At 52.0% G+C, this 25,044-nt stretch carries 20 protein-coding genes and 1 tRNA gene; 16 read left to right on the top strand and 5 right to left on the bottom strand.

Annotated elements, in window-relative coordinates; translation table 11 throughout:
* Nucleotides 1-34 precede the first annotated feature (34 nt).
* The 3 genes from AC1VOR_RS04550 (at nucleotide 35) to AC1VOR_RS04540 (ending at nucleotide 4,314) form a co-directional block, all read left to right on the top strand.
* Nucleotides 35-850, top strand: coding sequence for a Cof-type HAD-IIB family hydrolase (locus tag AC1VOR_RS04550; RefSeq protein WP_482616067.1), 816 nt, complete (start codon nucleotides 35-37; stop codon nucleotides 848-850).
* Nucleotides 851-1,224: 374 nt separating this feature from the next.
* Nucleotides 1,225-1,998, top strand: coding sequence for a hypothetical protein (locus AC1VOR_RS04545; RefSeq protein WP_482616066.1), 774 nt, complete (start codon nucleotides 1,225-1,227; stop codon nucleotides 1,996-1,998).
* A gap of 63 nt (nucleotides 1,999-2,061) precedes the next feature.
* Nucleotides 2,062-4,314, top strand: a complete 2,253-nt coding sequence (locus AC1VOR_RS04540) for an S-layer homology domain-containing protein (protein WP_482616065.1) — start codon at nucleotides 2,062-2,064, stop codon at nucleotides 4,312-4,314.
* A gap of 183 nt (nucleotides 4,315-4,497) precedes the next feature.
* Here the strand turns inward: AC1VOR_RS04540 and AC1VOR_RS04535 are convergent, their stop codons facing one another.
* Nucleotides 4,498-4,593, bottom strand: a complete 96-nt coding sequence (locus AC1VOR_RS04535; protein ID WP_198343589.1) for a sporulation protein YjcZ — start codon at nucleotides 4,591-4,593, stop codon at nucleotides 4,498-4,500.
* Between the two features lie 241 nt (nucleotides 4,594-4,834).
* Nucleotides 4,835-6,382, bottom strand: a complete 1,548-nt coding sequence (locus AC1VOR_RS04530; protein ID WP_482616064.1) for an RsmB/NOP family class I SAM-dependent RNA methyltransferase — start codon at nucleotides 6,380-6,382, stop codon at nucleotides 4,835-4,837.
* Nucleotides 6,383-6,563: 181 nt separating this feature from the next.
* Between AC1VOR_RS04530 and AC1VOR_RS04525 the strand changes: the two genes are divergently transcribed.
* The 3 genes from AC1VOR_RS04525 to AC1VOR_RS04515 are packed head-to-tail and all read left to right on the top strand — an operon-like array spanning nucleotide 6,564 to nucleotide 12,330.
* Nucleotides 6,564-7,685, top strand: coding sequence for a glycosyltransferase family 4 protein (locus tag AC1VOR_RS04525; protein WP_482616063.1), 1,122 nt, complete (start codon nucleotides 6,564-6,566; stop codon nucleotides 7,683-7,685).
* A gap of 17 nt (nucleotides 7,686-7,702) precedes the next feature.
* A complete protein-coding gene (locus tag AC1VOR_RS04520; protein WP_482616062.1) occupies nucleotides 7,703-9,034 on the top strand; it encodes a metallophosphoesterase family protein in 1,332 nt (443 codons plus the stop codon).
* Nucleotides 9,031-12,330, top strand: a complete 3,300-nt coding sequence (locus tag AC1VOR_RS04515; protein ID WP_482616061.1) for an AAA family ATPase — start codon at nucleotides 9,031-9,033, stop codon at nucleotides 12,328-12,330. Before AC1VOR_RS04520 ends, AC1VOR_RS04515 begins: the two co-directional genes overlap by 4 nt.
* 19 nt (nucleotides 12,331-12,349) lie before the next feature.
* Here the strand turns inward: AC1VOR_RS04515 and AC1VOR_RS04510 are convergent, their stop codons facing one another.
* Entirely contained in the window at nucleotides 12,350-13,396 is a 1,047-nt protein-coding gene (locus AC1VOR_RS04510) for a YkvI family membrane protein (protein WP_482616060.1), read from the bottom strand.
* A 177-nt stretch (nucleotides 13,397-13,573) separates the two neighbouring features.
* On the opposite strand from AC1VOR_RS04510, the gene AC1VOR_RS04505 reads away from it, so the two are divergent.
* The 3 genes from AC1VOR_RS04505 to AC1VOR_RS04495 all read left to right on the top strand — a co-directional run bounded on the left by AC1VOR_RS04505 (nucleotide 13,574) and on the right by AC1VOR_RS04495 (nucleotide 14,926).
* A complete protein-coding gene (locus tag AC1VOR_RS04505) occupies nucleotides 13,574-14,146 on the top strand; it encodes a xanthine phosphoribosyltransferase (protein WP_482616059.1) in 573 nt (190 codons plus the stop codon).
* A gap of 102 nt (nucleotides 14,147-14,248) precedes the next feature.
* Complete coding sequence (locus AC1VOR_RS04500) at nucleotides 14,249-14,581, top strand: hypothetical protein (protein ID WP_059054163.1); 333 nt, start codon at nucleotides 14,249-14,251, stop codon at nucleotides 14,579-14,581.
* A gap of 120 nt (nucleotides 14,582-14,701) precedes the next feature.
* A complete protein-coding gene (locus tag AC1VOR_RS04495) occupies nucleotides 14,702-14,926 on the top strand; it encodes a hypothetical protein (RefSeq protein ID WP_482616058.1) in 225 nt (74 codons plus the stop codon).
* A 62-nt stretch (nucleotides 14,927-14,988) separates the two neighbouring features.
* Here the strand turns inward: AC1VOR_RS04495 and AC1VOR_RS04490 are convergent, their stop codons facing one another.
* Nucleotides 14,989-15,387, bottom strand: a complete 399-nt coding sequence (locus tag AC1VOR_RS04490) for a YhjD family protein (RefSeq protein WP_482616057.1) — start codon at nucleotides 15,385-15,387, stop codon at nucleotides 14,989-14,991.
* Between the two features lie 113 nt (nucleotides 15,388-15,500).
* A complete protein-coding gene (locus AC1VOR_RS04485) occupies nucleotides 15,501-16,391 on the bottom strand; it encodes an AraC family transcriptional regulator (RefSeq protein ID WP_482616056.1) in 891 nt (296 codons plus the stop codon).
* A 162-nt stretch (nucleotides 16,392-16,553) separates the two neighbouring features.
* Between AC1VOR_RS04485 and AC1VOR_RS04480 the strand changes: the two genes are divergently transcribed.
* The 7 genes from AC1VOR_RS04480 (at nucleotide 16,554) to AC1VOR_RS04450 (ending at nucleotide 24,989) form a co-directional block, all read left to right on the top strand.
* Complete coding sequence (locus AC1VOR_RS04480; RefSeq protein ID WP_482616055.1) at nucleotides 16,554-17,912, top strand: ABC transporter substrate-binding protein; 1,359 nt, start codon at nucleotides 16,554-16,556, stop codon at nucleotides 17,910-17,912.
* Nucleotides 17,913-17,931: 19 nt separating this feature from the next.
* Nucleotides 17,932-18,864, top strand: coding sequence for a carbohydrate ABC transporter permease (locus AC1VOR_RS04475; protein WP_482616054.1), 933 nt, complete (start codon nucleotides 17,932-17,934; stop codon nucleotides 18,862-18,864).
* 4 nt (nucleotides 18,865-18,868) lie between these two features.
* On the top strand, nucleotides 18,869-19,732 hold the full coding sequence (locus AC1VOR_RS04470; protein WP_482616053.1) for a carbohydrate ABC transporter permease: 864 nt from the start codon (nucleotides 18,869-18,871) through the stop codon (nucleotides 19,730-19,732).
* A 96-nt stretch (nucleotides 19,733-19,828) separates the two neighbouring features.
* Nucleotides 19,829-19,912, top strand: a tRNA-Leu gene (locus AC1VOR_RS04465).
* A 174-nt stretch (nucleotides 19,913-20,086) separates the two neighbouring features.
* Nucleotides 20,087-21,691 carry a response regulator gene (locus AC1VOR_RS04460; protein WP_482616052.1) on the top strand — a complete coding sequence of 535 codons (1,605 nt, stop codon included), beginning with the start codon at nucleotides 20,087-20,089 and terminating at the stop codon, nucleotides 21,689-21,691.
* Nucleotides 21,691-23,469: a sensor histidine kinase gene (locus AC1VOR_RS04455; protein ID WP_482616051.1), complete on the top strand. Its 1,779-nt coding sequence runs from the start codon at nucleotides 21,691-21,693 to the stop codon at nucleotides 23,467-23,469. The genes AC1VOR_RS04460 and AC1VOR_RS04455 overlap by 1 nt, the downstream gene beginning before the upstream one ends.
* A gap of 170 nt (nucleotides 23,470-23,639) precedes the next feature.
* On the top strand, nucleotides 23,640-24,989 hold the full coding sequence (locus AC1VOR_RS04450) for an ABC transporter substrate-binding protein (protein WP_482616409.1): 1,350 nt from the start codon (nucleotides 23,640-23,642) through the stop codon (nucleotides 24,987-24,989).
* Nucleotides 24,990-25,044: the final 55 nt, after the last annotated feature.

Genomic DNA, 25,044 nt, shown 5'->3' with positions numbered 1-25,044 from the left:
AGATTATCCAAATACACCTAAGGAGACCGTGGAGATGAAATACAAACTGATCGCTTTGGATGTGGACGGAACGCTGATTAACGATGACCATGAGTTATCACCAGGTACAGTGGAGACCATACGGGCCATCGCTGCCCAAGGTACAGAGTTTGTGCTGTGTACCGGGCGTGCTCCGGGAAGCTCGATTCCTTATATGGAGCAATTAGGGCTGGATGGTTATGTCATTACTCATAATGGAGCGGCTACGGTGGATGTGGGGACTCAGGAGATCGTTCATCAATTTGCGATGAATCCATTCGGACTAGAGCCTTATATGGATTACTGCCGCAAGCATAATGTACATTTTGATATAAATACGACCTTTGGCGTATTCGTTGAGAATGCGGCCGGATTAAGTCAGGATGCGCTGGCTTTGTACCGTCAATTTATGATAGATGCCCCGCAGGAGCTGCCGCTCTGGGAGCAGTTAGAGGACCCGATCGTGAAATTCACGATTGCAGGACGCATGGATGAACTGGACCGTATCTATTCGGAGTGGAGCCTGTGGACACAGGAATTTAACATGCTGCGCAGCGGCGATTTTTTCATCGATTTGATGAATAGGGAGGCCTCGAAGGGGGCGGCGTTGCAGAAGTTAGCGGAAAAGCGGGGTATCCCGGCCGAGCAAGTGATGGCTATCGGTAATTACTATAATGATTTGACGATGCTTACCTATGCTGGCTTAGGCGTTGCGATGGATAATTCTCCGCTCGAAGTGAAGGCCGCGGCGGATGCTGTTACGGCTTCCAACAATGAGGAAGGCGTAAAGCTGGCATTGCAAAGGTATTGTCTTGAAGAGCAGCTTCGGTAAGGAAACGAAGAGACAAGTAGCCATAGGATCGGGGGATAAGAGCTCCGGTCCTTTTTGTTATGGGCACATGGGCATACAAAAGCGGGAGGAAAATAACCATTGACATAATTAATTCCTAGTCTTAAGATGGGATTACAATGAATATGGGTTGATTGGTAGCTCAGCCTATAGCATCAACTGCACACGGATAGATAAGAATTGATCTACTGGACAGCCAGAGATTCAATGGGCGCTTAACAGCGCTTATTGAGTCTTTTTTTATTATCCGAAAAATGGCAGGCGAAGCGGGGGAAGACCATCAAGGAAGAGGAATTCACAGAGCAAGTACCAGTGATGAAGTGAGTAGTTACATAACCGAAAGGAAAGGTGACCTAATGAAAAAGACCGCGATACTTCTCATTACTTCGGCGTTCTTATTCTCAGCAGTAACTTTTGCGGCGGTATCCGCCAATAAATATGTCCGTGAGGGAGAGGCGACCAGATCGAACCCCCCAGAGCAGAGCGTGGAGTCCAACTTATCGGCTGAACAAGACGGCAAGGCGGTGGAAGAAGTCGAAGACAAGCAGCAGACTGAACTGGCTACTTCTACTAACGAGACAACAGGCAAGCAGGAGCAGGAGGCACAGCAGCAAGCAGGGCAAGCAGAAGCTCCGAAAGCTTCAGTGGCAACATCGTTGCAGGAGAAGACTCAGGCAGACCAGACTGCTGCGACAGTAGAAAATGCGACTCAGCCTACTGCATCGGCCAAAGAGAGCAAGACCGCAGCGGCCAAGACCAGTCCGGTGGCTACCGCACCAAGCAGCACTAAGACGGTAAGCAATAATGCGGAGAAGACGGCTGCGGCGCCAGCTAGCTCTCCTGCCAAAGCCTCGGAGCCGACCAAGACGAAGGAGGCTGCAACCCCCATCTCGTCCGTGACCGACAAACAGGAGCAGATCAAAGCTCCAACTCCGGAAGTAACTAAGGAACAGCCAAAGGCATCAGCAAGCCCTAAGGCAACCGAGGCGACAGGCTCTGCTCCGGCTAGTTCTCCTAAAGCTCCAGCAGCGGCACAGGCGGAAACGCCAGCCCCGGCAACAGCACCGGCCGCTCCAACGCCGGCTCCAGCTTCTCCATCGACCTCTTCAAATTCAGATGAAGATTGCTGATCCTGCTTCAAGTCAAAGTTAATAAGTAATAGTTAAATTATTGGGAGAGAATGAGGGGAATATATGAACAAATATACGCAAATTCAGAGAACGACGGCATGGTTATTGGCATTCCTATTGGTGGTACCACTTGCTTTCTCCGGCGTTGCAGGTGCTGCCTCCGGTAGTCAAGCCAGCGTGGTGACGCCTACAAATGATTTTAATTATTTCGCCCAAGTATATCCTCGTCTGAATGACTCTAATCCAGTCTTCAAAACGGCCACCTATGAGGACATTGCTTATGTATTTGAGAGCGAGGGTAACTTCGCCGTGTTGATCGGAGGAGCCTGGAGCGAGCAGACGCAGGCAACCATTGGCTTAATCAATGAAGTTGCCAAGGAGCAGGGAATCAAGACCATCTACAATTTTGATACCAAGCTGGATGGAGCGAGTCTGGATATTGCCGATACAGGCAATGCCTTCGCTTACAAGTATGTAGACCTCGTCCATAAATATTTGAAAAATTTAAGTCTGTATGATCAGCGTACTTCGGATAATAGCGTCAGCTATACGAAGGAAGACGGATCTGTGGTTGCCGTAGATAAGATCAATTCCCCGTTCCTGTTTGTTTACAACAAGGATCGCAAAGGGGAGGATGGGAAGCCGGCCCCGGTGGTTGCTTACTTGAACGAGCCGAAGGTTTGGGAGGATTTCCTGACTAACGGAGCGGTGGATACCACGAAAATAACGGCATATAAGGAAGCGGTCAAGGAAGTGCTTGGATCAGCTTCAAATTATGTGACAATCAATGAATCTGATTATATCAAGGAGGCATTTAACCGGAATTATGCGGGAGAGAATGCCGGCCAGATTATTTTCGAGGAAACAGATGAGGATTTAATCTACGAGCATGTGACCTACCACCAATTGCGTCAAATTCTGGAGCATGAAGGTAACTCGGTCATCCTGTGGGGAGGCTCATGGTGCCCGAATACGCAAGCGGTCATCAAATATATCAATGACTATGCTGCGAGCCATGGAAGCCGTAAAGTGTATTTCTTCGATACGAAGCTCGATGGAGGTCTTAAGGTAGCCGAGCCTCATAATAATACAGGTGGGCCGCGAGGGGAGAATCCTCACAATACCGAGGACCTGCAAATCCGTACTACCGATCACCCGTATGCCAAATTGTATGTAGACTTGGTTAACACTTATCTGACGAATATTATTACGCAAAATAATTCCGCAGAGGAACCGCGGACGATTGATTATACAAATAGTGCCGGGAAAGTCATCTCCGGTGACCGACTCCAGGTCCCCTACCTGTTTGTCTACAACAAGGACAATAAGGATGCGGATGGCAACCGGGCGCCCATTCTTGGACATATCGAACTGATGTACTCCTGGACGAATATTCAACCAGACTATACGAAGGAAGGCGAGGAGTTCCCGGTAGGGGCAAGATATCAGAACTTCGCCAAAGCACTGGAGGCTTTGTATAGCAGACTGGAAGCTACACCATCAGGGGTGCAGGCTGTGAAGGCCAGCTCCAAGGAGAGTGCGGACGGCCAAATTACCGGAACATCGGCAGCTCTGGAATACAGATTGTTGGGAGAAGCGGAGTTCACCAAGGCTACCGGCTCCTCAATCACCGGATTGACGCCGGGAACGTATGAAATTCGTTATGCGGCTAAACCGGGATACCAAGGTCCAACAACCAAGGACGGAGCAACTGCCATCTCTTATGCTCCGGGTCAGGCGATCCAATTAACAATTCGTTCAGGTGAATTTGTCGATGTCGCTGCGGATGCATGGTATTACCCGGCAGTCGAATTCCTTACCTCCCGCAATATTGCGTCAGGAACGGATAATGAACACTTCAGTCCTAATGCCAAGCTGAGCCGGGGCCAATTCGTGGTCTTGCTCCTGAAGGCTTATGGCATTGCGCCGGAAGCCGAAGGAGCAGATAACTTCGCTGATGCGGGAGATGCTTATTACAGTGGTTATCTGGCTGCTGCCAAGAAGCTGGGGATTGCCGGAGGAGCGGGGGACAACCGCTTTGCTCCGGAAGCAGATCTATCGCGTCAGGATTTGCTAGCATTGCTGCATCGTGCCCTGGAGGCTCTGGGTAAGCTTCCAGCCGGTACGCCGGGAACAGCATCGGGCAATCTGGACCAATATAGCGATGCCGATCAAATCGCAGATTATGCCAAACCTGCATTCCAGGCTTTGCTTGCGGCAGGGGTAATAACAGGTAGTGAAGGCAAGTTGAATCCACAGCAATTATCGACTCGTGCACAGGCCGCACAAATCTTGTACAATTTACTGTCGAGATAACGAAAAAGGGTTGTAGCAGAAAGAGAAACAGGGATAACGCTCCCAAGCAAAAACGAAGAAGCCTGCAAAACCACAATACAGTGGGTTTTGCAGGCTTCTTCTTTGCTTTACGAGTTTGCGCCAGGCTCAAAAAAATGAGCGGAAGAATCCCGAAGGATTCTATCCGCTCTCGAAGGCATTCCGTTAGACCAGAATGGCGCGGGAAATGATAACGAGCAAGATGAACAGCACCAGAATGGCTCCGGTTGAAGTGAAGCCACCTCCATAGATTTCACCCATTGTTATTCCTCCCTTACATCAGGATAGGGTTCCCGTATTTCACGAGATACCGCATTGTATGCCGCCCGGCTATTCTTGGTCCGGGCTTTTAGCGGGTGAGGGGGAAAACGGGCGGGGCTGGTTCTAAAATGGATTAAAACTAACAGGAGAAATTCCAGTTGGGAATCCGTTCCAAGCTATATGGAGTCAGAAGCAGTAAACGGGAACTTTTCCAGTTAGTCTTGTGGCAAGCCGAATTTTCTTATGGCTTGGACCAGGTTGAGGCGCCCGATAAGCGCAGCCCCTTGGGCAGATGGTTCTTGAGTTGACCGCTGCTGGCTTTGCCCCAGCCAAGCGGGAAGTAGTCATCGCCGCAGGCGATGGTGACCAGGTGCCAGCCGCGCAAGTCCGGCGGCACCGCCAGGGTCTCGCCGCGCAGAAAGGCGTCTGCGGCGGTAGAGTCCTCGCTAAGCGTCCATAGACGCGAGGCCGCTTCCTGCGCGCTGAGTGCCATCGCCAGCGCGTGAGCGGGCTGGAACCGGCCCTTGCGAACGTCGCCGAGATGAAGTCCGGCGCGGGGGACCTTCAGGCCGGTGAGTTGCTCCGGCGATAGCGACAGGCTGCGGCTTGCCGGCAGCAGGTAGAGCGCTTCGCCGAACAAGAGCGGGGTGCCGCTGACCGCCTGTTCAGGCTGGAAGGCGGGAAGATCCTCCGCAGCCCAGGCCCGGAAGGCCTCCCAGGCTGCGACGGTGTCCCGACCCGCAGGCCCGTGACTACGGCTTTGGCGCGGCCCGCGGCCTTGCTCTCGTCCGTGCTTGCGGCTGCCTCCATTCTTCTCGCGAACCATACGTCCTGACGCTTCCGACTCTACCGAGCTGCGGGTGTTATCGCGACGAACGCTCACGCGCAGAGCAGCACGTTCTCCGTGGCTATCTCCGGCTTCCTGTGCGTCAATGATTCGTTCGAGCAAGGCGACGTAGTGACCTTCGCCTTGCTCCAGATGCGGCCACACGCGCTTCTCCACAATCAGGCGCAGGTATGAGTGCTCCGCGAGCAGCCGGGCGATCGTCTCCTCGTTCTCCCGGCGGTTGAAGGTGCAGGTCGAGTAGGCAAGACGTCCTCCCGGCTTCAGCATGGCTACCGCGTCCTGCAAAATATCCCACTGACGAGTGGCGCATAACTCCACTGCATCTGGCGACCACTCGGCAATGGCATCCGGGTCTTTACGGAACATGCCTTCCCCCGAGCAAGGGGCATCGAGCATAATTCGATCAAAGGCGAGCGGGAACCGCGCCGACAAGACCTGAGGTGTGGCCTGGGTGACAATGGCATTGCGGATGCCAAGGCGCTCCACGTTCTCGGCCAGTATTTTGGCCCGTTGAGGGTGGATTTCATTGCTGATCAGCAGGCCTTGCCCTGCCAGCTTGGCCGCAATCTGGGTTGTTTTGCCACCGGGAGCCGCCGCCAAATCAAGCACGGTATCACCCGGATGAGGGTCCAGTAGCTCAACGGCCGACATGGCGGAGGGCTCCTGAATATAGTACAGCCCGGCGGCATGATAGGGGTGTCGTCCCGGTCTTGTCGACTCTTCATAATAATATCCGTCAGGGCACCAAGGCACCTCGTGCAAGCCAAACAGTTCAGTAAGCTTGCGCCCTGCTATGGAGCCTGGCGATACCTTCAATGTATTAAGCCGCAACCCATAGGTGCGGGAATCGTTATAGCTATCCAGAAAAGCCTTCGCGGACGCTGGGCCAAGCATGGCCTGTACAGCCTCCTTGAAGGCTTCCGGGAGTGGTGGATGAATCATGAATAATCAGAGCTCCTTCCATATAAGACCGCTACAAATTCTACTTCAGCAGTGTACCATATTGCTTTTTATTCTCAAAAGGGGAATGGATGTTCCACCCTGGCTATGGCATAATGGAAAAAGAAGCAAATGTTGCGTGTAACCTGGTTCAAATTAGAACGACAAGCAAAGGAGAACCTCTATGAAATTGCTGCAGGCTTTATTTTTCCCGCCGGAACAGCCCGGGGGCGTATCTTCGATGATTCCTCATCTGCAAGACCGGTTTAACCCTCCCCATTGGGAGATGGAATTGTTCTCCTTACCGAAGCGGATTCGCTCGAAGGGAAGCGACAACGTGGAATTTCATACCTTCGATTGGCAGCAATACGGAGAGAGTCCCATCGTTCAGAAGTATGTTCAGACTTACCGTGATTACCTCTGGTGGACGAAGCTCAGAATCAAACAGCCTTATGAACTGATTCATTCCCATCATCCCATTGCAGGACTTGCGATGAAGGAGGTATTCCCGGCAACCCCCTTGGTCCAAAGCATTCACTCCAGTTATGAGAGGGAGTTGATTCTGAACGGACGGATCAAGGAGAACGGGCCGGAGCACCGCTTCCTGACCTCATTGTATGGGGAATTGGAGCACCGCACAGATCGGTTGTTTACCGTGTCGCAGTCCTTTGCCGAGTATTTATCCCCTTATGTGCAGCATCCTGAGTTGATTGGCGTTATCCCTAACGGGTTTGACGAAAAGCGGTTTAAGCCTGTTCCTCACGAGAATGAGGTGGCTCAACTGGTTACAGTCTGCCGTCTGGTGCCTGCCAAGGGACTGGATACCCTGTTCCATGCTTGCGCTGAGTTAAAGAAGCGTGGCCATAATTATGTGCTGCATATTATCGGGGACGGACCGATCCGTCAGGAATTGGAGCAACTGGCACAGAAGCTGGGGATTTATGATGAAACTATTTTTTATGGTTATACCTTGCATCCGGAGGAATTCATGCCCTTTTTCGATATCTTCGTACTTCCTTCCCGGGCGGAGGCATTTGGGTCCGTATTTGCTGAGGCGGCTCTTTGCAGCCTGGCACTGGTCGGTACAGCCACTGGAGGGATTGCCGAGCAGATTGAGGATGGAATGAACGGGCTGCTGGTGCCACCGGAGGACCCCGTGGCACTTGCTGTGGCCCTGGAGAAGGTCATCGTCGATCCGGACTATCGGTATCAACTGGCTCGCAGTGGTTCAGAGAAGGCCAAATCCCAATATTCACTCAATCGTGTAGTCCATGAACTGAAGACATTATACCTGCAATTCAAATAAGGGAGAGGTCTTTGAGAATGAATGATTTTCGTTTCCTTCATGCGGCCGATCTGCATCTGGACACCCCGTTCTCCGGGATGTCCGGCGTGCCGGATCGGCTGCGCGCCTATTTAAGGGAATCTACCTTTGCGGCATTCGATCACCTCATTGAACTGGCTATCCAGGAAGAAGTTGATTTCGTCGTCATTAGCGGAGATATTTACGATGCGGCGGATTCCTCGCTGCGGGCACAGCTTCGATTAAGAGAAGGCTGGGATAAGCTCGGGAAGTATGGCATTCCGGTGTATTTCATTCGGGGCAACCACGATCCCTTATCCAGCAGGCGTCTACGACTGGCCTTGCCCCCGCATGTCAAGGAGTTCGGTGCCGAGGCCGAGAGCATCACCGCTGTCCGGCGCAGGGACGGTGAACCTGTGGCGGTGGTGACTGGCATTTCATACAAGACCGCAGCGGTGAGTGATAATCTGTCCTTGCAATATCATCGGCAGCCGGACTCATCGCTGTATCATATCGCCCTTCTACATGCCAATGTAGATGGTCAGGAAGGGCATGATGCATATGCGCCTTGCTCTCTGGCTGATCTGCGGGCCTCAGGATACGATTATTGGGCACTGGGCCATATTCACAAGCGGCAAATCTTGTGCGAGGCTCCGTGGGTAGTCTATCCTGGCAATCTTCAGGGGCGCAGCTTGAAGGAGACTGGCCCCAAAGGTTGTTATACCGTTGATGTCAAGGACAACGGTGAGGCAGAGCTGTTATTCCGTAGGCTGGAGCAAATATTATGGCTGGAGATGCAAATCCCGATCGATGGTCTGGAGACCGAAGAGGCGTGGAAGACACGGGTGGAGGAACGGCTCGAGGAGCTACGGGAAGAGGAAGCTGGCAAAATTACGGTGGTCCGCTTGGTATTCACCGGGCGGGGGCCACTACATACATTGCTACAATCGGAAGGTGAGACAACGGAGTTGTTGCAGGAATTGCGCCGTCAAGAGAGCCTAAGGCTGACGGAACTGGACTCACACGCAGGGTTGTCCTTACTGCCAGAGGGAATTGTCTGGCCAGCGAGCTTGCGGGTGGAGACCGGAACCGAACTGGACCGGGAGCAGTTGCTGTCCGAGGATAGCTTTCTAGGCGAGCTGCTCAGGCTGGGAGACAAGGCATCCAGCGATGAGGAATTGCTAGACGATATTGCTGTGCAGGCCTTGGCGACCCTGGAGGGGAACCGCCAGATTCGTCGTCAGCTTAAAGAGCTCGGGACGATGGACAAGGCGGATTTGCTGCGTCGTGCCGAGGAGATGGCTGCCACCTTGCTGGCGGAAGAAGAACCAGAGGGGAGGCTGCCATCATGAAGCTGGAGCGGATGCAGATCAGTGGCTTCGGTCGTCTGAATGGACTGGATGTCGAGCTTCCGGACCAGGTGACGGTGCTGTACGGTCCAAATGAAGCGGGAAAAAGCACCTTGCTTGGCTTCGTGCGAGCCATGTTGTTTGGTATTCCATCACGCGCGCAGACGGTGGAGCGTTATGAGCCGCTGCAAGGCGGTGTCCATGGGGGGGCGCTGACGCTTCAGTCGGAAGACGGAAGCCGCTGGATGATCGAACGTTATGCCCAGCCACCCGAAGGCCGGAATTTGCCGGGGACGCGGGGAGACCGTTTGCGAATCACCCGTAGCGGTGAAGACGGGCAGGTCCGTGAGGTCACGCAGGAGCAGATGCAGCGGGAATTGCTAGGCGGTATGTCCAAGGCGATGTTCAGGCAATTGTTCGCGGTGTCGCTGACGGAGTTGCAGGAGGTTGGCGCTTTGCAGTCTGGCGAATTGAGCCGTTATTTGTTCCATGCCGGAATCGGCGGGGGTACGGGGGTGCTGCGTGGCGAGAAGAAGCTGGTTCAGGAGATGGACAAGCTGTACCGTCCCCGTGGTCGGACGCAGGAGATCGCTCGGTTGCTTCAGGAACTGGAGCGGCTGGAGCGCGAAGCTGAAGCAGCGAAAGCGCTGCTGCCGCGTTACAATGACGTGCTGGAGGAGCTGGAGGACTTGGCAGGGCAGCTTGCCGACATCGAGGCTGAGCGCAAGCGGCTAAGTCTGGAAGCGACCAGGCTGCACAAGGCGGTGAGCGTCCGGGGCGACTGGCTACACAGGGAGGCTATTCGGGCTGAGCTCACGGCCTTGCCAGAGGTTGCTCGCTTCCCCGGCCAAGGGGTGATGCGGTGGCAGGCCTTGCAAGCGCAGCGGGAGCACCTGCAATTGGAGCAAAATGAATGGGCGCGGCGGCGGGAGACCCTGCTCACGGAGCAGGCCCGGCATCTTCCTGATGAGAAGGTGCTGGCGCAGGAGTCCGTGCTGCGCCAACTGGCGGCTCGCCTGCCGGCGTATGAAGCCGGGCAAGCGGAGCTCACCAAGCTGGAGGCGGAATCTGCCCAGCTTGAGGTTAGATTGGGTGAATGCCTGCGCAACATTCACCCGGATTGGCGGACGCGGGATTTGCGCGACTTCGCCGGGACAGTTGGCGAACGGGAAAGCGTTCGCCGCTTTCTCTCCCGGTTCACGTCGTATGACCGGGAGATGGAGCTGCTGCGCAGCGAGCGCTACAAGCTGGAGCGGGCGGCGGCGAGTGCAGAGGCCGCGCACGAGGCGGCGGTCGCGCGGCTGCAAGATAGCGCCGCACAAGGCCGGCAGCAATTCGCGATGCTCGTGCCGCAGCAGCCCGGCGAGGTCCGCGCCTTGTGGAACGAGCTGCGCGAAGCGCTCGACCGCTGGCGCGGACAGGCATCATCGCGGCAGCAGGACCAGCGCGATGCCGAGGTGGAGGCACTCGCCCAAGCGCGAATGCGCGGCCTGAGCCGCCGCCTGCTGGCGGCCAGCTCCGCGCTGACGCTGGGCTTGCCCGCCGTCTTGTGGCTGACGGCGGATTCCCCGTGGAGCGCCGTGTTTGCCGGCGCTCTGCTGCTCGGCCTGGACGCCTATTTGGCCGTCCTGGCCTTCCGGGACCGCCCCGCCGAGGGGCGGTCCGCTGCCCGTGGGCGCAGCGGCGGAGCAGGCCCTCGCCCGGACGGAAGCCGGACCGGGTGGTCTGGCGCGGCGGAGGACGGGGTGGAGGCGGGCTTGGCCGAGCTGTTCGCTCGGCTGATTCGCCACCCGTACACCGCCGCTTCCGGGGCAGCATCCCGTGCTGACGCAAAGCCGCACGGCCCGGTCAATTGGGACGAGGAGGAGCGGCAGTTGCGGCGCTTGATGGAGGAATGGCTGCTGTGGGAGCAGCGGCATGTGACCCTGGAGAGCGAAGCGGAGCTAACGCATGGCAAGATGACAGCCGCTAAGGACGAGTTGCAGGCCATGGAGCGTGAATTGGCCCGGCGAGAAGAGGCCTTCGGTCAGCTTGCCAGCGAATGGGAAGAGTGGCTTGCCGCGCGGCGGTTATCGGTGAGCTTGTCACCGGAGGCGGCCATGGAGGTGTTCAGGCTGGCGGAGCAAGGCCGGGAACTGCTTGGCCGTTATGATGCCCTGACGGAGAAAGCCGCCGCGCTCCAGACGCAGAACGAGCGGTTCGAACGGGAATGCCGTGCTATTATCTGGCCCGGAGTCATGCAGGATGAGGAAGCGGCTGCCCATGATATCAAGGAACCAGGCTATAACGAGCAGCAGCCTGGCCAGCCAGAAAGCATACCTACACATATATTGCCGCGGGCTCTAGAGCAATTGGAGCGGGAGCTTGAACACAAACGACACTATGATCAGCTAGGGACCACCTTGCTGTCGGCCATGGAAGAAGGTCGGCGGTTAGAGGATCGCGTGCAGCAGGTCCTGCAGTCGAAGCAGGCGCTCTTAACCGAAGCCGGGGTTCGTTCCGGCGAGGAGTTTCTAAGTCTGGGCGCGGCTATGGAACGACGAGAGGCGTTGGAACGCGAACTAAGGCAGTCCGAGCTGTTATTGTTCGCCGGGATGGATGAGCGCAGGTCGGCCGAACTGGAGCAATTGCTGCAAGGAGCGGATGAGACCGAACTGGCGCAGCAATGGGAAGCAGCCGAGCAAGCCTTGAAGCAGGCTGAGCGTAACGGTGAGGAGCTTCAAGAGAAGCGGGGCCGTCTGCTGCAGGAGCAGGAAAGCCTGGAGCTGCGGTGCCGTCAGGAGGATTTGCAGCAGCAGCTTGCCGAGCAGCAGGCGCGATTTACCGAGGTGCTGGATCAATATGCGGTCATGGCGATGTGCCATGAATTAATTGGACGCACTCGCCGGGTATATGAGGAAGAGCGCCAGCCTGCTGTGTTGCAGGCAGCTTCAGAATTTTTCGCCCAGATGACAGACGGGGTGTATAAGAAGATATTTATGAAGATAGGTAGCCAGGAACTTATGGCTGAGCATCGTGTACATGGGCCGCTGGATAGTGCCTTGTTAAGCCGGGGAACGGCCGAGCAGTTGTATTTGGCCATGCGGCTGGCTTTATCCGGAGCGGTAGCCGGGCGGAGCAGCTTGCCGCTGTTACTGGATGACCTGTTCGTTAACTTTGATGCCGTCAGGTTGGAAGGGGCACTGTCTGTGCTGCAGGGGGTGTCCGAACGCCAGCAGATTGTCATGATGACCTGTCATGAGCATGTAGTGGGGCGAGTTCAGGCGATAATGCCCACGGCGCACATCGTCAGGTTATAAGGATAATAAGTCATTTCAGTCAGGACCGTGAGGGCTCTCTTCTCCGGTACAGGCCAAGCATCAGCGCCCAGAACAGGCTGAATAGACCGAAGACGGGATACAGTACGGTGAGCAGGGAAGTGAAGCCAAACTGGCTGGTCATATAGCAGATGCATAAAATAGTCACGGAGATCAGCATGGGAGGAACTTTGATGCGTTGCTGTAATTGCAGGGTGACGCCGTATACATCGGCCACAAAGGTACTGAATATTTCCATGAAAATCAGCAGCACATAAATAAGCTGAATGGTGGTTCCAAGCTGCTGTGCAATGCTGCCCATAGGAATTTCGTATTGGACGATTCCTGGCATATAAGCCGATAAGGCAAAATGGCCCGCCATCAGCATAAAGCCGACACCCGCCCCTCCGAGCGCCCCGCCAAGGACAATGACCCGGCGGTTCTCGGTGTGGCTACCGATGGGAACAAGCACCGCCTGGGCCATCGACAGGTTGAAGGCCGAATACATGAGTGGTGCGGCCCAGGCCGCTACCATGGTACTATCGGTGTCCAGCGTCAGAAACCGAGTTGCTCCCGGTGATCCGGCTGTATTGAAGATAATGGCCAGGGATAGGAGCAACATCATCGGCACCACGACGGAATTAAGCTGAAGGACTCCCTGGATGCCTCTGCCCAGCAGCAAGTAGGTGCAGATTAGTGTAATCCACAGGCCTGTCTGATAATGAAGTCCCAAATGCTCCATGAAGACGGAGCCGGCCCCGGCCAGCATTACGCTGTTGACGCCGATCAGGACAATAAGAGTGAACAGGCTCAGTGTCCTGCCGATGCGTTCGCCAAACAGCTTGCGGTTCAAGTCCTCGTAGGATACGGCCTTGATGTCGCGGGCGAGCAGCATCATTTTCGTACCCAACCAGATGAACAGGATCGTTGAGAGCATGATGGTCAATACTCCCCATTTGCCGTATAGGGTGAAAAATTGCAGGATCTCTTGTCCCGTCGCAAAGCCTGCTCCAACGACGGTGCCAATATAAGTGAAGGCAATTTGCAAAATTTTCACGGTATTTTTCATGGTTTTCCCCCCGGCTCTTGTGCTATATATAGTACAAGGTATGTTGTCCAGGAACGGGACATGACTTAAAACCTGTAGCGATAGCTGAACAAGCCAGCCGTCCGGCAGGAAGTAAGCTTAGGGACTCTGACTTGCCTGAGCTTTCGCTATAGAAAAATGATCTTTGGAGGAAAAGGTATGGAGTTATTAAAACAAAAGATCGCCCAGCAAGGCGTCATTGTTTCGGACCAGGTACTGAAATTGGACGGATTAATCAATCACCAGGTAGACCCTGAGCTTACGATGCAAATGGGCAAAGAGTTTGCCAAGCGTTTTGCGGGCAGCGGCGTTACCCGAGTTATAACGGTGGAGTCGTCAGGGATTGCCGTGGCATTTGCAACGGCTTATGAATTGGGTGTGCCACTGGTCTTTGCCCGGCGCAAGAAGACGCTGCTGGCAGAGGCAGACATGCTATGCGAGCGGGTCCCTTCGTTCACGAAGGGGATCGTTACGGATATTCTGGTGTCACGAGAATTCATTGCGGACACGGACAAGGTGCTGTTCATCGACGATATCATCGCCAACGGCGATGCTGCACGAGGGCTGATCAAGATTATTAGCCGTGCTGGCGCCGAGTTGGTGGGAGCAGGCATTATTGTGGAGAAATGTTTTCAATCCGGAGCCCAGGCGATTCGGGATCAGGGAATTCGATTGGAGACTTTGGCGCGGATTGCTTCGCTGGAGGGCGGACAAATTACGTTTGCCGATTGAGCAACAGGGAGTAAAGGAAAAACCGCCAATTTACGGTTAATCCTTTGCAGGCCTTCGTTTTTTCGCTATAATGGGGATTACTAGGGAGAGGAGGCTTAAAGAATGGGGAAAGAATTATCGGTAGATGCAGCGTTTTTTCTGACGAAATTGTCCGAGGCAAAGATTACGTTTGAACGTGCTCTGGATTGTAAACATACGGAGTTTGATGACCTTTATCCCTATATGCTTGAACATCCCCAGTTTTTTTGGTACAAACGCTATGTCGCATGGTCGGAATTATTAACGATAGCAGGGCTGTGCCAAGAGCTTGATGTACCCTGGAAGGAAGAGTTCAGTCCGCAACAGGTGGGGTATCTGGAGCAACGAGTGATGTCGGCCAAGGTGCTTGATTTCTGGTTTGAGACTAATGATAGTAAGGAACATGCTTCGCGTTAAAAGTGCAAGTGCAAGTTCAACAAGTAAGTAACGCTAGTGTGGTAAATATGCAGTATAGAAAGACTCCGCCTGGTCTGACCATCGGAGTCTTTTGATTGGATAGTTGGGAGGTCACTTTCCATGATTTCGGACGAGCAGTTGGATCAGTATCGATTGTCCGGCGAGAAGGTGCGGGTGGTGCGTGATGGTATCGAGAGTAATGATATTCGGGGCGTAGTCGTAGCCTGGGATGATACTCATGTGCTGATTCGCAGACCGAACCGCAACGTAGTCAAGCTGGATCGTAATTATATTTACCAGCCTTCCCGGGAGCCGCGGGCTTCTCTGGAAGGTCTGAACGAATAAATCGGCGTAAGCAGAATTATGCCGAAGTGAGTAGGGAGTCTCCGATAGGGAGGCTCCCTTCGCTATGTGCGCTTGGCTCTGGACCCGGCAGGGACTTCCCCGCTGCCGCTCAGGTAAGCGCGCATACGCTCGGATACCTCCTGCTGAAGCGCGGACCAGAAGATGTTCATCTTGCCATGGAAGCCCCGGCAACGATATTCCGCCCGAATACCGTGCTCATCCTGGCTAATTCGGTAAATCTCGATGTTCCGTTGCCGGAATTGACCGTGGATTTCCGCCAGTACAACGGATGCCCGGCTCTCGCCGTGCCGAATAAAATCAACATAGACGCCAGGACTCTTGAGTACCCCACTTTGCTCCAGAACCCGTGCATCCCGCTGAAATATGCGTTGCAAGCATTCCAGCAGCAGCGCACTCTTGATCAAGGCCAAATCATCTTCGTTGAGACCAGGAACGGCCATGCATCAACACCCCTTAATATACGAACTTATGTTCTTATCATACTCCTGTTTCGATGTATTTATCAAGGGGATGGCTTATGGAATAAGCTGGATGGGGCGGCTTGCGAACGTGGTTAACGCTCCCGAATAAATTTGCTGCGGAAGCCGGTTGGAGATAACCCCTCCTTCCGCGAGAAGCAGGAGGAGAAGTGGGAGACATGGTGGAAGCCAACCTCGTCAGCGATGCGGGCAACGGACCAGGAGGTCTGTAGCAGTAACCGCTTGGCCTGCTCGATTCGGTAATTTTGCAAATAAGCGATAGGTGTCATTCCATAGGCCTTGAGCATACTTTTGGCTAAATAATTCGGGTGATAGTTCAGTTCATCTCTAAGTAGGGAGTTCGTAATGTTACGGGTGTAATTGTGGCGGATGAAGAGCTCGATTTGTTCGGCTAATTGAATGGCCGTGGCATCGGAAGGGGAGGCCAGATCACGGTCGAGATGCTGGAGGAAGCGTTGAAAGGAGGCCTGCCTGTTCCAGTTACGCAAGGATTGCGGTTCATGCTCCTGGGCGAAGAACAGGTCGAGTACCTCCATGGCCTTGGGAGCGATTATCCTGTGCTTGGGAAGGAAGATCGAGCAGACATCCGCATGATTGACGAAGGCTTTCTGTTTATGATTTTCAATCAATTGGGCTTGCCCTTCCAGACAATCATCCATCGAAAGACACTCGTTCCAACTGCCATAGGTCTGGAAATGAATCCAGATGATCTTTGTCTCCTCCTGGCAGGGAGCGGCGCCATAATGATGTCCATCGGGACGCAGGATCAGAAATTCCCCTTCATGCACCTCCCAGCACTGACCGTCCTCCGCCACTGGAAGCATGCCCTTAATCACAACAATCAGGTCGAACACGCCGATACAGTTGCGGTTAATATGGTGGTCACCTTCATCGTAAGAAGCATGACCGCAATCCACGAAATAGGGAATGGGCGGAGAAATGAAATGCAAGATGGATGAGTTCACGGGTTACCCTCCAAGCAGGTTGAGATTATTAAAAATCAGGTTGTAAACCTCCGTTTTTTATTAGAATACAACATGCTTTAATGTAATTAAAGCGCTTACTCCAATGTTGAGAAAATATAATTGGGGCGAACGCGGCATTTAGAAGTCAAGGAGGAGAACTTGATGAAGAAGGCTTTGATGGGTGCAATGGTGTTGATGCTGATCATGGTCATGGGGCTCAGCGGCTGCGGAGGAGCAAATACAGATAATCCATCCTCGGCGGGGACGGAGCCGAAGCAAAATGAAGGCAACGTCGCGAAGACAGATGGCAATGGTACTGCCACGGGTGGCGAAGCACAGAAGGTAGTCTTCTGGACGTTTGTGGATGCGCATCAACGGTTCTATGAAAGTATGGCGGACAGTTGGAATAAGGCTTACCCTGATAAGGCCATCGAGCTTGAAGCGACGACGATTCCCTATGATGATATGCATACCAAGCTTCTGGTTGCCTTGCAGTCGGGCGTGGGAGCACCGGATCTCGTGGATATCGAGCAGAGCAAGTTCCCGAACTTTATGAAAGGCACGCCACAGCTTGTTTCTCTGAACGACATCGTCGAGCCTGAGCTAGGTAATATTGTTAAATCGAGAGTGGAGATTTATAGCAAAGAGGATACGTATTATGGGATCGACTATCATGTTGGAGCCACGGTGATGTATTACAACAAGGAGATTCTGGATGCAGCCGGAGTTAATCCGGATGATATCGCAACGTGGGCTGATTTTGAGAGTGCAGGGAAGCAAGTGCTTGCAAGCACGGGCAAGCCGATGATTACGTTTGAAGGCAATGGGAACTGGTCCTGGTGGCCAGCGATCAGCCAGCAGGGTTCCGATCAGGTCGATGCCGATGGGAATGTCACGATTGATACCCCGGTTAATGTCAAAACGATGGAGTTCTTTCAGAAGCTGGTGAAGGAAGGAGTCGCTGCGGTAGCTCCCGGGGCTGGCCATGATACAGAAGAATATTTCGGTTATATGAATTCCGGGAGCGCGGCTTCCGTCTTCATGCCCTTCTGGTTCATGAACCGCTTCACCGATCATATCCCTGACCTGTCAGGCAAAATCATGATTCGTCCGATGCCCGCCTGGGAGGAAGGTGGCAATCGTTCGGCAGGCATGGGCGGCACGGCCACCTCTATTACCAATCAGGCCAAAAATCCGGAGCTGATGAAGGAGTTCCTGACCTACGCCAAGTTGTCCAAAGAAGGCAACTTGCAAGTATGGAAGCAGCTTGGATTCGATCCAATTCGGACCGATGTATGGAGCGATCCAGCTATGAAGGAATCTAACAAATTTACGGATTATTTCGGGGATGATATCTTCGATACACTGCTTAGCGTGAAGGATGAAATTGCACCGGTGCATATTCGTGAGCGATCACCGGAAGTATTTGATGCCGTTCGCAACAAAGCGATGCCAGAAATCTTCATTAACATGAAGGAGCCGGCTCAGGTGTTGAAGGATGTTCAGAGCAGCTTGAAATAGTGGGAGCAGGAGGCTAATCATGCAGCTAGAAAGAGAGCTGGATCCGGGGAAGATACGGAAGGAGCCGCGTAAAAAATGGGGCAATTCACAGAAAATTGCCCCTTACGTATTTGTATTTCCGTTCCTTCTGTCGTTTGTGCTGTTTTTTGCCTATCCGCTAGTTAGTGCCGGGGTGATGAGCTTTCAGGAGGTGCTGCCCGGAGAGGTATCATTTGTAGGGCTGGACAATTACCGGGCTTTATGGAATGAGGACTTCGGGGCGGCATTATACAACAGCAGCCGATATACTTTGTGGACGTTGCTGCTGCTCATTCCTGTCCCCATGCTGCTGGCCGTGCTTTTAAATTCCAAGAGAATGGTGTTCAGTCATTTTTTCAGATCCACACTGTTTATCCCGGCCTTGACCTCGGTCGTGGTAGCAGGCGTCATCTTTCGATTGATCTTTGGAGAATTGGATGGAGCGCTATTAAACACAATACTCCATTGGTTTGGCCTTCCTAGCCAGAAATGGCTGTATAGCTCCAGCTTGGGGATGGTGGCGTTGGTCGTGTTAGCTGGCTGGCGGTGGCTGGGCATCAATGTGCTATATTTTCTCTCAGCCTTGCAGAGCATTCCCGGTGAATTGGTTGAGGCGGCCCAGATTGACGGAGCGGGTAAGCTGAGAAGACTATGGAGCATCACGATTCCCATGCTGAAACCCATCACCATTTATGTAGTGACGATTACAATCTATGGCGGCTATGCCATGTTTACCGAGAGCTATATGCTCTGGGCAGGGAAGCCATCTCCTCAAAATATCGGGTTGACGATGGTTGGTTATATTTATCAGCAAGGTTTTCAGTATTTTAATCTTGGCTTCGGCTCCGCCATTGGCCTGACCCTGTTAGCCATTACCCTCATCGTCAGCATGGTGCAATTGGCCTTGACCGGCATGTTCAGGAAGGAGGAGTAGGCATATGCGGTTATGGGCTAGTAAAAAACGCCGAATCAACGCCTCTTCCCTAGCGATGCTGCTGCTCTTTGTCCTGCTCGCGATCTTGATGCTCTTTCCGCTCTATGCGTTATTCCTGGCTTCGCTCAAGCCGGCGACCGAGCTGTTCAGATATGGCCTGAATGTACGGCTGGATGTCCCTCTGATGAGTCTGGATAACTATAAAACGATCTTCATGGGTGAAGGGGCCGCAGCGAACTATTTCGGCTGGTATAAGAACAGTCTCATCATTACGTTGCTATTCACCTTGCTCAGTCTCTTGTTATCCTCTATGGTCGGCTATGGACTTGGCATGTATCGGTTCAAAGGGCGGATGCTGATCTTCACGCTGGCGCTGGTCGTCATGATGATTCCCGTAGAGATCATTCTGTTGCCACTGTACAAGCTGACCATCACACTCAAGCTGATCAACACGGTCTGGGGAGTGATTTTGCCCTTCGTGGTTGCTCCCTTGCCGATTTTCTTCTTCCGTCAATTTGTCCTGGGGCTACCGAAGGATTTCATGGATGCAGGGAGAATGGATGGCTGCTCGGAGTATGGCATTTATTTTCGTATTATGGTGCCCCTGATGGCTCCAGCGTTTGGTGCTATTACGATCCTGCAGGCCATGAATAGCTGGAACAACTTTCTGTGGCCGTTAATTGTACTACGAACGACGGAGCAATTTACGCTTCCTATCGGGCTGGCTTCCTTCGTGACGCCGCTAGGGAATAATTACGAAGCGCTAATCTCGGGGGCTGTGCTGGCGATATTGCCTATTCTGTTGCTATTTCTGTTCTTCCAGCGGTATTTCATTGAGGGTCTGACGGTTGGCGGGGTAAAAGGGTGATGCGCCTTAAAGTTAATCTCTAGTTGTACTTTCCTGAAATTTATGGTAATGTATATTTCGTTGCCGCATTTCTTGATGATGGCGACAACGAAATATGCGGTCGTGGCGGAATTGGCAGACGCGCACGGTTCAGGTCCGTGTGGGCTAACCCCCGTGGAGGTTCGAGTCCTCTCGACCGCATTACAAAGCTCCTGGATTCCTTTTGTGGGATTCAGGAGCTTTTTTTTATGAAAAAAACAGACTTATTCCTTAAAAAAATGATATCAAGCTTTGCTAAGCCCTGTGTTACTGTAAGGTTAGCAGGACTGTAAAATGAGATGATGAGATCGTGGCTGAAGCAAGGGGGGCATATACATGAGGGTGTTATTGGCGGATGACGAACCGGTTATATTGCGTGGATTGAAAAAACTTATTCCCTGGGATGAGCTGGGGCTGAACATTGTGGGTGAAGCTCAAGACGGGCATGAGTTAAGAGAGCTGATACCGGAATGCAGGCCAGATCTGATTATCAGTGATATCAGTATGCCAGGCCTGAGCGGAATTGATATTATCAAGGAGCTTCACGAGCAAGGGCGCCCGATAAAAGTTATATTTATAAGCGCTTATCAGGAATTTGCATACGCCCAGCAAGCTGTACAATACGGGGCGCTGGACTATCTGGTCAAGCCGGTGAGCAAGCCCCATTTGGAGTCGGTCTTAAGACGGGCAGTGGATATGATTCGTGAGGAGAACGAAGAAGAGCGTACCAAGGAAAGGCTTGATCATTATGAGCGTAAGCATCGCACGGTAACGATCAGTGAATACCTGGATAGTCTGATGGACGGAAATCAACGAGCGGCCAACGAACTCATCCGCATGGGAGCGTTCACCCTAAGTCGCTATACGAGCATCTGTCTCATAGAAATTGATGATGAAATAGGCGGAGAATCCCACTGGGCAGAACGTGAACGGAAGCTGGTCCATTTTGCGCTGAATAATATTATGAAAGAAACACTCGATAGCTGTAATAACTGTCTGATGTTTGTGAAGGATGGACGTTATGGTATCCTGGTTCAGTTCGAACACCCCGAAGAACCGAGACGGCTCATCGGGAACTTGCATGAACAAATTACCTCATTACTCAAGCTGAAGTTATCGGCAGGAGTCGGGCAAGCCGTGTCCGGGATTGAGCTTGCGGATGTATCTTATCGAAGTGCCTTGAAAGCGCTGCAAACCAAATATTTTACTGGACTCAATCAAATTATCAACGCGGAAGAGATGGAACAGGAAGCTACAGCGGATGGAGTGCCCGTGTTATCGGAATTACAGGAAGAGATCATTAAGGCGTTGTGTTCTCAGAATAAGAAGCTGCTTGAGGAGGTGACCGACAGCCTTCGGATGGGGGTGATTAGTCAAGCCAAAGGGAACAAGTCACTAGCCGTCACTAGTATGTACAATACAGTGCTGAGACTGGAGCAGGAGCTTACGCAGTTTGGCGTCCATTCCCGATTCTCTCGGGGGGCAGAAGATTCCCTTCTGGAGAGGCTGACGGGTCATGCTACCTTCACGAGTGCCATGGATGAACTCATGACTATGATTCATCACATGTTCGAGCAAATAAGTAGTAAGCTGGCCAACAAGGAGGTGGCTGAATTATCAAAAGTGAAGGCGTATATGGAGGAGCATTACGCCGAGAATATCACTTTAGAATCCATAGCCGCCATGATCTATATGAATCCATATTATTTCAGTAGCTTCTTCAAGAAGCATACAGGGAAGAATTTCAAGCAAGTTCTGACGGAGGAGCGGATGAAGCACGCTATCGGACTTCTGCTCACCACGGATCTGATGATTTATGAGATTGCCGAAGCAGTTGGATATAACAACGCCAGACATTTCAGTGATATGTTTAAGAAGCTGTACGGCAAGCTGCCCCAAGAATACCGGCAGTCCGCCAGGGCGGAACAGGGGGCAGAATGATGGGGTTCCGCAGGAAGAAATTCAATAGTATTTTTGTCAAATTTGCAGGCTCCTTTATTCTGGTAGGGTTAATTCCTCTGTTCACCTTAAGCCTCTTCTCCGTCAATACATTTACGAAATATGTAGAGCGGTATACGACCGGGAATTTGCAGCAGATGGTAACCTATATGAGCTATAATTTGAATTCGACTTTTAATGAATATAATGAACTTTCCAAGCTGATGTACACTGGTAAATACGAAACCTTCATCGAAAGCTATAACCAGAACCAATTACATAATGTCAACGAGTTGGAACAGATCAACAATATTCCGATCCACACCTTCTTGAAAACGCTTCTTTACAGTGATAATTATATCAGCAGCGTGTATTTTATCCGGGCAGAGGATGGCAAGGTTTATGATCAGGAAAGGTTTAATAGAGGGATGGATGAAGCATTGCTGCCTTATGAGCAATGGATAGCACAGATGCGTCTTGAGCCATCGAAGGTGGCTCTCTTCCCGACACATTCCGATTCCTACTATTTGTCATCGAACCGCAGGGTATTTACGATTGGCCGAAACCTGATTGATATCTCGGGGAAAGTGACGGCTGAACCGAGGATTGCCGGGACGTTGTTTATCGATGTGGACGCGAGGTTGTTCGAGCAGTTCTTCAAAGAGCTTAACCTTCAGGAACAAGATCAATTATACTTACTCGATGGCCAAGGCAATGTCTACTTCTCTATTCAAGGAGAAGCTGATTCCCCCGAGGAGACAGACGTAGTGAAGGCTGATCACGGGATGCTCGTCATCTCTGAACCGATACCGTTCCTGAACGGAAGTCTTACCGCACGGATTCATCGGGCCTCCTTGTTTCAGCAATTGCTGTCGGTTCGCATGACCGTATTTATAGCTATTGCGCTGTGCGCGCTGGCACTCATTGTAACGGGAACCTTGTTCTCGAGAAGATTGTCTGCGCCGATTCTGACATTAATGAGGCAAATGAACAAGGTCGAGTCAGGGAATTTCAATACTCATGTGGAAGTGAGCAGCAATGACGAGTTAGGTAGACTTAGCCACAGCTTCAACCGGATGGTCGATCGATTGAAGACTTACATTGATGAAGCTTATGTAGCACAGATCAAGCAGAAGCAATCGGAACTGAATGCGCTAAAAAGCCAGATCAGGCCGCACTTCTTGTACAATACGCTTGAGGTTATCCGAATGAGTGCGGTAGATAAGGACGACCATGAAGTGGCCGATATGATTTTATCTTTGTCTAATCAATTGAAGTATGTGATTGATTATGGAGATGAGAAGGTAAGTATTCAAAGCGAATTGGATAATATCAAGGATTACTTCTATATTATTTCGGTTCGCTATGACCAACGATTTGATTTGCATTGTCATGTGGCTCCGGACGTTGATATCAACTGGCCTATTCTTAAGCTCTCCCTGCAACCGATTGTGGAGAATGCCATTCATCACGGATTACGTCAGAAAGGACGAGGCTCTGTAGGAATTACCGTGGAGCGCTATGCTCGGAATTTGGTAATCACTGTATATGATGATGGGGCAGGGATGGGTGCTGATACGCTGACCAGATTAAATGCTACGCTAAATGATCCTCATACTGCCAGTAAAAATATCGGGCTCAAAAATGTACACGAACGAATCAAATCGGTCTTTGGCGATGAATACGGGATCGTAATCAATAGCCTGGAGCATATCGGAACTTCAATCGTACTGACTTTCCCCTTAATGGCAGAAGTCTTTGAAGCACGGACGGAGGATTAAGTCTCGTCTATGCTTGTATCTTAAAAATGACGCACATGCCTCTAAAAAAACTTCATTCCGCTGAAAGTAGGCAAATGCTAATCTTGAATTAAGGAAGCGGTTTCATCCAAGCGGTGATGCGCACATCGTAGTTGATACCGATTCAAAGTCAAAGGGAGGTTACTTCATTGATATCTAGAAAAAAATGGATGACATGTTCTGCCTTGATCCTGGGGGCTTCACTGGTACTAAGTGCCTGTGGTGGAGGGAGCTCCAATGCAAATACTGCTGCCAATCAACCCTCTACGGGTGGAAACACGACTACCTCGCAAGAAGAGGAGAAGCAGCCCGTCAGCTTCACGATTGGCTATGCTACCGGCGATCCGGCCACCAAAAAGGCCATTGCAGATACGATTCAGCGATTCACAGAGAAGAATTCGCACATCACGATCAAAGATTATAGTGAAACATCATCGGCCTCTTACCTGGACTGGTTAAAAACGAAGGATGCGGTTGGCGAGTTCCCCGACCTCGTGGAAATGCGGGATACGGAAGTCTTTGCAGATGCAGGTAAAATCGTCGAATTGCCCTCTGATTTAATAGAGTTATTTAACGATCCTCCGAAGGTAGAGGGTAAAGTGTGGAATGCCCCCATGCAGGTTAATTCACCGCAGGGCATTATATATAGCAAGAAGGCCTATGAAGCGGCGGGTATTACCGAGCTGCCAACAACCTATGACGAGTTCCTGGAGATTCAGGAGAAGTTAAAGGCCAGTGGCATTTCACCACTTGTGGTCGGCGGCAAAGATATTTTCCACATGGGCTTCTGGGTGAACAAGTTCCTGGTAGATGAGGTTTATGCGAATGACCCGGATTGGAACTCCAAACGTACGGCGCAAGAAGTAAGCTTCACGGATGCCAACGTGGTGCAAGCCATGACCGATTATAAACAGCTGTTCCAGAACTATGTTGATAAAGGCTGGCTGAGCACAGGCGATAATCAAACGGCATCGTTCCTGGTTACCGGGAAGGCAGCGCAGTTGTTCTCCGGAACATGGATGTTTACGCAAATTGCGGAAGCTGATCCTAACTTTGAATTTGGCTTCTACGCCATTCCTGATCGGGAAGGCAAGTTAAACGTCATCGGTCTGCCATCTCCGGCGGGCTGGTCCATCTCGGCAGAAGCGTCCAAGGATGCGGATAAGCAGGAAGCCATCAAGGAATTCATTCGCTTCTTCTTTGAACCCGAGAATTACTCCCTGTACCTGGCCAGCATCAACGCTATTCCTTCCACGAAGGAGGCCGTCACTTATGAATCGAGTGAGCAAATGCAAGTCGTGCTTGAATTGATGGCTGATCCGAATGTCAACAAATCCCTGGCCATTAATAACTGGTGGGGAGAGAACCAAATTCCGCCGCAGTTCCGCAACTGGTACTACAAGCTGTTGCAGGAGTTGGTCGTGACGGATGGTGACGTTCTGGATTATATGAAGCAAGCGGATACGGAATACGACAATCAAGTGAAAGTCAACGCGATGTAAGAAGCACCATCATACCGCAGGAACCTCCTTCGGGGGTTCCTTTTCTATGAAGAAG

Source organism: Paenibacillus sp. 1SOY10, assembly GCF_056836745.1.
Note: the sequence above shows the minus strand (reverse complement) of the source record. Positions and strands in the feature narration are given on the sequence as shown.